Annotated in this window: 6 protein-coding genes; 3 read left to right on the top strand and 3 right to left on the bottom strand. The window is 53.4% G+C overall.

All coding sequences use genetic code 11. The features are described from left to right. The first annotated feature begins 322 nt into the window (after positions 1–322). Positions 323–1,510 (top strand): porin OmpC, encoded by a 1,188-nt coding sequence (ompC, locus tag ACW14G_RS21190; RefSeq protein WP_223802856.1) that lies wholly within the window; start codon positions 323–325, stop codon positions 1,508–1,510. A gap of 56 nt (positions 1,511–1,566) precedes the next feature. Here ompC and ACW14G_RS21185 read toward each other — a convergent pair whose 3' ends face one another. Further along, positions 1,567–2,463, bottom strand: coding sequence for an N-acetylmuramic acid 6-phosphate etherase (locus ACW14G_RS21185; RefSeq protein ID WP_163448943.1), 897 nt, complete (start codon positions 2,461–2,463; stop codon positions 1,567–1,569). 168 nt (positions 2,464–2,631) lie between these two features. On the opposite strand from ACW14G_RS21185, the gene ACW14G_RS21180 reads away from it, so the two are divergent. Then, positions 2,632–4,251: a sensor histidine kinase gene (locus ACW14G_RS21180; RefSeq protein WP_419057384.1), complete on the top strand. Its 1,620-nt coding sequence runs from the start codon at positions 2,632–2,634 to the stop codon at positions 4,249–4,251. Continuing rightward, positions 4,248–4,967, top strand: a complete 720-nt coding sequence (gene dcuR, locus ACW14G_RS21175; protein WP_163448941.1) for a two-component system response regulator DcuR — start codon at positions 4,248–4,250, stop codon at positions 4,965–4,967. Before ACW14G_RS21180 ends, dcuR begins: the two co-directional genes overlap by 4 nt. Here the strand turns inward: dcuR and ACW14G_RS21170 are convergent. Then, positions 4,948–5,913: an FAD:protein FMN transferase gene (locus ACW14G_RS21170; RefSeq protein ID WP_167575520.1), complete on the bottom strand. Its 966-nt coding sequence runs from the start codon at positions 5,911–5,913 to the stop codon at positions 4,948–4,950. The two genes, dcuR and ACW14G_RS21170, sit on opposite strands and share 20 nt — an antisense overlap. A gap of 69 nt (positions 5,914–5,982) precedes the next feature. Continuing rightward, the gene (locus ACW14G_RS21165) at positions 5,983–8,787 is read right to left on the bottom strand and encodes a flavocytochrome c (protein ID WP_163448939.1); all 2,805 of its coding nucleotides are present in this window, start codon (positions 8,785–8,787) and stop codon (positions 5,983–5,985) included. Between the last annotated feature and the right edge of the window lie 222 nt (positions 8,788–9,009).

The following is a 9,009-nucleotide window of genomic DNA, read 5'->3' as shown; positions in this document are numbered from 1 at the left end:
TTTTATGACCTTCCCGACTGTATGCCAGTGCAGTCGGGATTTTTTTTGCCTGTAGCGCCCTTCAATAAAAACATATTCACCATTAATAATTACATCAACACACATCAGCAAAACGCATAACCAAATGAATTTCATGGTAATTTAAAATACAAAAAACATCATATATATTATTTTAATTATAATAGAAACATTTTGAAATATTTAATATAACTTTGTTTCATTTATATCCTGAAATAAATTGAACTCTCAATATAGTATTCGAACACGTAACGCCGGATGACGTTACTATATTCACATGCGTTATCATGCAAAGGAAAATATAATGAAAATTAAAGCACTGGCACTGCTGGTTCCTGCCTTATTAATGGCAGGCGCGGTAAATGCGGCGGAAATGTATAATAAAGACGGCAATAAAGTTGATCTGTACGGTAAGGTCGACGCACGTCACACATTTTCCGACAACGCTGGCGATGACGGCGATGAAACCTACGTGCAAATCGGTTTCAAAGGCGAAACCCAGATTACCAATGACCTGACTGGCTACGGCCAGTGGGAATACAAAACCTACGCTAACGACACCGAAGGCGCTGGTGACAAATCCTTCAACCGCCTGGCGTTTGCTGGCCTGAAGTTTGCCAACTTTGGTTCCTTCGATTACGGCCGTAACTACGGTACCGTATACGACATTGAAGGCTGGACCGATATGCTGCCGGTATTCGGCGGCGACTCCTACACCTGGACCGACAACTTTATGGTTGGCCGTACCAACGGCGTAGCAACCTACCGTAACAGCGATTTCTTCGGTCTGGTCAACGGCTGGAACTTTGCGCTGCAGTATCAGGGCGCTAACGAAAGCGGTTCAAACAACCAGGAAGGGACGAAAAATGGTCATAACAGCGTTCGCTTCCAGAACGGTGATGGCTACAGCATGTCCACAACGTTTGATTTCGCTGATGCGGTCCCTGAATTACAGGGTTTAAGCATTGGCGCAGCCTACGCAACATCCGATCGTACCAACGATCAGGTTGCCTATGCTGGTGTTAACAATCGCTATGGTAACGGTAAAAACGGTAGTGTAAGCGCCGGCGGCGATAAAGCTGACGTCTGGACCGTTGGTGCGAAATACGACGCCTACAACGTTTATCTGGCAATGATGTATGCGGAAACCCGCAACATGACGCCGTTTGGCGATGATGGTATTGCCAACAAAACGCAAAACTTCGAAGTCACCGCACAGTATCAGTTCGACTTCGGTCTGCGTCCGTCTCTGGCGTGGGTTTACTCCCGTGGCGTAGACGTTGGTGTTCACACCAACAGCAACGGTTCTTACCTGACCGACCAGGATCTGGTGAACTATGTTGACCTGGGTGCAACCTACTACTTCAACAAGAACTTCTCCACCTATGTTGATTACAAAATTAACCTGCTGGATGAAGATTCACAGTTCTACAGCGCCAACGGCATCTCTACCGACGATATCGTTGGTGTAGGCATGACCTACCAGTTCTAAGCTGTACGCGATAAGCAAAGCCCGCATTATTTTGCGGGCTTTTTACTGATTTCAGATTACGGCGCTTCCTGCAGCGCCAGACGCACAAAGCCGTTATTTTGCGCCAGCAGTTCATGGGCTTTCCAGGCATCCATCCCGGTAAGCACCATCAGTACCGCTGTTTTACAGTTATGGTCACAACTTTCCAGCGCCGCTTTCGCCGCCGCGCGCGTGCAGCCGCCCGCCTCCATCACAATCGCAATCTGCCGCTCCATCATCTGCGTCGTGTTTCCGCGAATATCAACACGCATATTGCTGTAGACCCGGCCAGTACGGACGGCCAACGCAGTGGTCAACATATTGAGCACATGCTTCTGCGCGAGAATCGCCTTTGGATTACCATAGCCCGCCACCACTTCCGCGCCGGTTTGCGGGGCAATGACGATATCGGCGAGCTCGGCGGCTTCGCTGTGCACGTTGCGGGTAATCAGCGCCCTTGTCGCCCCCAGTGACCAGGCATGGCGCATGGCACCCCATAGCCACGGTGTTTTGCCGCGTACGGAGAGCCCGATCAGCATGTCTTTTTGTGTAAACCCGATGGCCTGCAGATCCAACACACCGCGGTTATAGTCCTGCCCCGCCTCGCGCATGTCGTGCAGCATCGCCAGCGCCCCGCCCGCGATCAGCCCCACCAGCGGATGTTTTTCATCCGGCGCGTACTCATTAGCGGCCAGCACCGCGTTACGGCCCGAAGCGCCCGCGCCGACAATCACCACCCGGCCACCGTGGCTTAAGGTTGCCACCGCGCGGTCGACCAGACGTGTAAGTTCATCAAGACAGGAGGTGACAGCATCCGAAACTGACCTATCATCTTGATTAATAAGACTTAACATATCGTGAGTGGACAGTCGGTCAATTTCAGCGGTTGTCGAACTGCGTCTTTCCATGACTGAACCTGCAAGCTTAATGCTCATAAACGGACTCCTTATTATGGGTTCTTCAACAATACTAAAGTGTTTTGTATGGAAAGCTCTGCGAGTACGGTCACAAAGAAAGGTTTGGTTTTGTCAGGACATGATGGCTTTAAGAAAAGGGATACATCGGCGATAATGATTTTTTGCCGTTGATAATAGAAGGTTTTCATGCGCAATATGCCGCAACAGCCACCTCAGGCTAAGCGCCCGATGAAGCTCAGTACGCTGGTGACGCTAATGGTGTGCAGCGTGATTATTTCCGTCCTTTTGGTGGTTTACGCCTTCTATTTCATGCAGATCACTAAAGCGACTCGCACCGGCCTGCAGGACAAGGCCTTTGCCATCGCCCGCACGCTGGCTGATTCACCGGAGATCAAACGCGGGCTCACCGCATCGCCTGAACACAATATTATCCAGCCGATTGCAACAGCGGTACAGCAACGCAATGGCCTGCTGTATGCCGTTATCACCAACATGGATGCGGTGCGCTACTCGCACCCCAACACCCATCTGATTGGCCAGCACTTTATCGGCGCCGATCTCCAGCCTGCGCTCAAAGGCCATGAGAATCTGTCCATTAACCACGGCGTGCTGGCCGAGGCGCTACGCGTCTTCACGCCCATCTACAATGACCAACACCAGCAAATTGGCGTGGCTATCGTCGGTATCTCACTTCAGAAAGTGGACGAACAAATTAGCGCAGCGCGGTGGACCGCTATCTGGTTCGTCTTGTTTAGCGCGGTCGTTGGCACGCTGGGGATCTGGGGGCTGGTGCGCGTGCTGAAAAATATCCTGTTTGGCTTCGAGCCGCATGAGATTTCCAGGATGTTCGAGCAGCGCCAGGCCATGCTGCAATCCATGCGCGAAGGCGTTATAGCCGTTGACGACAAAGGCCGTGTGACCCTGATTAATCAGGCTGCGCGTCACATTCTTTTTTCTGCCGATGCCCATGCATTAGGCGCTGAGCAACACGCGCCGCTGCTCACTAACCTCAAAGAAGTGCTCGCCAGCGGCTCGCCGGTGACTGACCGTGAAATGGGCTGCAACGGCCGTCTGCTGCTGTGTAACATCGTTCCGCTGCGCAACAACAAGCGCGTCATTGGCGCCATCGGCACTTTCCGCGATAAAACCGAGGTTAGTCAGTTGATGCAGCGTATGGATGGGCTGGTCAACTATATCGACGCCCTGCGCGCCCATTCCCATGAATTTATGAACAAACTGCACGTCATTCTTGGGCTACTGCACATGAAGCGCTACGACAAGCTCGAAGACTACATTCTGCAAACCGCTCAGAACTATCAGGCGGATATTGGTATGCTGCAGCATAAAATAAAATCACCGATTATTGCTGGTTTCCTGCTGGGTAAAATCAACCGCGCGGGCGACGTGGGGGTGAATCTGACGCTGGCTGAAGAGAGTCTGGTGCCCGATAATCCAAACGAAGAACAGGTGGCGGTTCTGGTGACCGTGCTTGGCAACCTGATTGAGAACGCCCTGGACGCTATGGCCGGCCAGGGCGAAGGTGAAATTGGCCTGCTGCTACACTACCAGAATGGCTGGCTGAGCGCCGAAGTCAGCGACGATGGCCCGGGGATCGACCCGGTGCGCATCGACGCTATTTTCAATAAAGGATTTTCAACCAAAGGCGAAAACCGCGGCGTCGGGCTGTTCCTGGCCCGTCAGCAGACGGAGAACCTTGGCGGAACGCTTTCCGTCGAGTCAGAGCCTGGCGTATTTACGCAATTTTTTGTACATATTCCGTGGGATAGCGAGAGGAACAGCGCGTGATTAATGTGTTAATAGTCGATGATGATGCCATGGTGGCCGACCTGAATCGTTGCTATATCGAGAGGGTGGACGGTTTTGCCTGCTGCGGTATCGCTTCAACACTCCAGCAGGCGCGAGACAAGCTGCTGGATCCTGCGCTGTCTATCGACCTGATCCTGCTGGATGTTTATATGCAGCAGGACAACGGGCTGGATCTGCTGCCTGAGGTGCGTAACGCCGGGCGTGCGATTGACGTTATCATGATCTCCTCCGCCTCCGATGCCGCCACCGTTCAGACTTCGCTGCGCTACGGCGTGGTGGACTATCTGATTAAGCCTTTCCAGTTCCCGCGTTTTGAAGAAGCGCTGCTGAGCTGGCGCGAGAAAAAGCAGCTGATGGGGAGTCACGCCTACTATGAACAGGCCGATGTCGACCGCCTTCTGCACGGTGGCTCGCCCGAACTGGCAGACACCAAACGGCTGCCGAAAGGGTTGACGCCACAGACCCTGCGCACGCTGTGCCAGTGGATTGATGCGCATCCGGAAACGGAGTTTTCCACCGACGATCTGGCGCAGGCGGTGAATATTTCCCGCGTGTCATGCCGTAAATATCTGATCTGGCTTGCCCAAATCAACATTCTCTTTACCAGTATTCACTACGGGGCGACAGGCCGTCCGGTCTATCGCTATCGCCTGCAGCCGGAACAATACGGCCTGCTCAAACAGTACTGTCAGTAAGGCGATACTCGTTATCCAACAGCGTGAAACGATAGAGGTGTGCCGATGACAGGACCACCTCTTTCTTTTTCGTCACAAAAATCGCCTCAATATCCGGCCTTGCGCGCAGCGCCGCACAGCCCTTTTCGACCCCCATGCCATACATCAGCGTGGTCCAGATATCACCATCGATGGAGTTTGCGCTAACGATCGTCACGCTATTGAGTTCGTTATTCAGTGGGTAGCCGGTACGCGGGTCGAGAATATGGTGATACAGCTGGCCGTCTTGTTCAAAAAATCGCTCATAAACGCCGGAGGTCACGACCGATTTGTTTTCGACGTCGAGCGTGCCAATCATCGCGCCTGCGGTAGAGAACGGTTTTTTCAGGCCAATTGACCACCCGCCCTCCGGCATGCCCAGCGTTTGTACGTTACCGCCAAGATTGATAAGCCCCTGCGCCACGCCTTCCTGACGTAAAAAATCGCGCACACGGTCGGCAATATACCCTTTGGCAATCGCACCGAGATCGATCTCCATTCCCGGCTGCGCCAGAAAAACGCTCTCATCGTCGTCGTTGAGGATGACCTGCTCGTGCCTGGTCAGCGTCAGCAGATGCGTAATTTCATCCGCTGGCGGCACGCTGTCGCCCTTAAAGCCAATCCGCCAGCGCTTCACCAACGGCCCAATAGCCAGGTTAAAAGCGCTCTGTGGTAGCTCGCTTGCCGCTTTTGCGCATTTGATCAGGGCGTAAACCGGGCTACTGACCTTCACCGCACGTTGGCCCGCCGCATGATTGATATCCATCACCTGCGACTGAGCACGGTTTACGGTCAGCAGATCTTCATACTGTTTAATCAGACGGAACACGCGGGAGGCGAGCGCCTCGTCGTGGACGAAGAGTTTTAGCAGGATGGGCGAGCCCATCAGAATCGCGGAATAACTGTATACCCGAGTGGTATCTGACATCAAAATCCCCCTTCACTTCAGCTGAAATAGCCCGGCAACGCCGGGCTATGGGACTGTGCCATCCGTTCGTTATGCTGATTCCAGCATGGCCCAGGGTACCTGCTGCGCGCGCAACGCCGCCTGATGGCCGGCGAGCGTACCAAAGATAATAATATCAGCAACGGCGTTTCCGCCAATACGGTTGCCACCGTGAATACCACCGACCACTTCACCGGCAGCATAAGCGCCTGGAATCACCTGTTTTTGCGCATTCAGCACGTGAGTTTCGGTATTAATGGTTACCCCACCCATGGTGTGGTGTACGCCCGGCGCAATCTGAATCGCGTGGAACGGCCCTTCATTAATCGGCGCACGCAGCGCGGTTTTACGACCAAACTCTTCGTCGTCCTGTTTCGCCACGGCATCGTTATAGCGGGCAAGCGTTGCCAGGAAAGTCTCTTCGTCTAATCCGAGTTTAGCCGCCAGTTCACTCGCCGTGCTGGCGCTGGTCACCAGACCTTTGGCGATATACTCATCCGCTGCTTTATTTTTGCTACGGACGTGTTCGTCAAAGACGATATAGGCGTAATGTTCCGGCAGCGCAATGATCGCCGCAGAGACTTTATCGCGGGTTTCCATTTCGTTAAAGAAGCGGTTGCCTTGCTGGCTCACCAGAATTGCGCCGCCGCCGCGGATGGATTCCGACACCAGATAAGAGGTTTTCTGTTCCACCGTCGGGTGAATCTGGATTTCGCCCATATCCACCGTGCCAGCACCAATACGCTCCAGCAATGCAATGCCGCCGCCGGTTGCGCCTTTGTGGTTGGTGGTCACGAAGCCCGCCAGATCCGGACGGTATTTCACCACCATCTCGCTGTTAGCACTGAAACCGCCGGTCGCCACGATGATGCTACGAGTCGGAATGGTGACGCTTTCCTGTTCGTCGGTCAGCAGACGCACCGCCGCCACTTCGCCGCCTTCCATCACAATATCGACTACCGAAGTGTCGAGCATGACATCAATCCCGCGTTTCGTGACGTTACGCACAAGGCCACTGATGAGATAACCACCAACGGCAGAACCGTCTTTCGGGCGGTGAGTACGGTCAATACTCATCCCCCCTGTGGTGGTGATATCATTCAGCATGATGCCGCGATCCGCCAGCCATTCGATCGCCTGCGGTGCATTTTCCACAAAGCGGTGTAACAGCGCCGGGTTGTTTTTGTTTTTACCGCCCTTCAGCGTTTCGGCGTAGAACAGTTCTTTACTATCCTGAATGCCTTTAACGCGCTGGAAGCGGGTTTCCGCCGCGTTCATCCCGGCAGAGGCTTTAATGGTGTTACCACCGATAGTCGGCATTTTTTCGACGATCAGCACGCTGGCGCCATCATCATGAGCCTGAATCGCCGCCGCCAGACCGGCGCCACCGCTGCCAACGACGACCACATCGTAGGCTTTTGGCGCAGCGGCATCGCCGCCCTCTTCCGCCGCCAGCGCTTTACTGGATTTCACCATCGCTTTGGAGACCGCTTTTTTCACCGCCTCGCTCTGGCTGGTTGCACCGGAAATGGCGTCAACATGTGGTGTATTCGCGTCGAGAATACGGGAACGAATCTCTTCAAAGCTGGTGACGAACTCAACGTCTTGATCGACGCCACCGGTCAGCTCGATATCGACAATTCGGTCGGTTTCCAGGCTTACGTTAATGACCAGTTCACCGGCATCATCCTGAACGGTCTCCACAAACACGCCCGGCTTAAATTTCGACACCGTCATGCTCATATCGCGGATCATCGCTTCCACCAGCGAGAAGCGCCACAAAGGTTCCGGAATGTTCAGCGCTTCACGCTGGGTGCTGTCAATAAACAGATCCAGCGTCTGGCCATCCGCAATACGATCCGCCCAGTCCGGATATGCAATGCAGGCACGGCCGACGGCCACCAGGTCGTAACCGTGTTCCATTGCGCTCTCGATGTCGTTGTCGTTTACCACGCCGCCAACGCCCATGACCGGTACCTGCGCCAGCGTTTCAGAGCGCATGGCCACATATTTTTCAATCAGCGGCGTCGGGTCATTGGTCTCAACGATAGACGGGCGCAGGGTCGCGCCAACGGAGAAGTGCAGGTAGTCCAGGCCACGTGCGGCCAGTTTTTCCAGCAGATACATTGTGTCGTCGAAGCGGATCCCCGGGACTTCCATCTCTTCCGGCGAGAAGCGATAGCCGATAATAAAGGCATCATCCGCATACTGGCGCACCATTTTGTGGGTGATCTCCAGCACCGCCAGCGGGAATTTGGCGCGGTTGTCACGGCTGCCGCCCCACTCGTCGTCGCGTTGGTTGGAGTTTGGGGAATAGAATTGCTGAATCAGATAGGTATTAGCACCGTGCAGTTCCACACCGTCGAAACCGGCCTGGATAGCGCGGCGCACCGCTTCACCAAATTTACCCACCATGCCTTCCACTTCTGCCGTGGTCAGCGCGACCGGTGTCGCAGCGCCTTCGCGCGGTGCGGCCACGGCGCTTGGCCCGACCGGTGTACGCCCACCGATCAGCTTCGGATCAACCATACGGCCACCGTGATAAATTTGCAGCAGCGCTTTGGAACCCTGAGATTTAATGGCTTCGGCAATTTTCGCCAGCCCGGCAATTTTATCGTCGCTGTCGATACCCAGCGCCCCTGGGAAAGCCAGGCCTAAGTCATCAACAAAACAGCATTCGACGATGATGGTACCGATACGCCCGGCACGAGCACGGTAGTACTCCACCAGTTCGCTGCTGACTGAGCCATCGAAATAACCCGAACACGTCGTCATAGGCGCCATAAACAGACGGTTTTTCAGCTCTGTGCCATTGGGCAAGGTAAAGGAGCTAAGTACGCGATGATCACTGTTCATAAGAATAAACTCCAAACTTTAAAAGATTTAAATTCAAGAATTCGGGATCGGGCTGCATTTGAGTTATTTGTTATGCCGATATCATGATATTAATATAGCGATAATTTTAGTTACTAAAGTCATTACGTTAGTTATAAAACTATTTAATCCCTCGAATAACAGGAATACCTCCATGGTGTTACTAATTACAATATAATTCGTTCACAATTATTTAATATAATC

It is taken from the genome of Kluyvera sp. (assembly GCF_965301105.1).
Note: the sequence above shows the minus strand (reverse complement) of the source record. Positions and strands in the feature narration are given on the sequence as shown.

Excerpts from the sequence above, each read along its gene's own strand:
- ACW14G_RS21165 (WP_163448939.1), bottom strand. The coding sequence starts at position 8,787 with ATGAACAGTGATCATCGCGTACTTAGCTCCTTTACCTTGCCCAATGGC.
- ACW14G_RS21185 (WP_163448943.1), bottom strand. The coding sequence starts at position 2,463 with ATGAGCATTAAGCTTGCAGGTTCAGTCATGGAAAGACGCAGTTCGACA.
- ACW14G_RS21170 (WP_167575520.1), bottom strand. The coding sequence starts at position 5,913 with ATGTCAGATACCACTCGGGTATACAGTTATTCCGCGATTCTGATGGGC.
- ACW14G_RS21180 (WP_419057384.1), top strand. The coding sequence starts at position 2,632 with ATGCGCAATATGCCGCAACAGCCACCTCAGGCTAAGCGCCCGATGAAG.
- ompC (WP_223802856.1), top strand. The coding sequence starts at position 323 with ATGAAAATTAAAGCACTGGCACTGCTGGTTCCTGCCTTATTAATGGCA.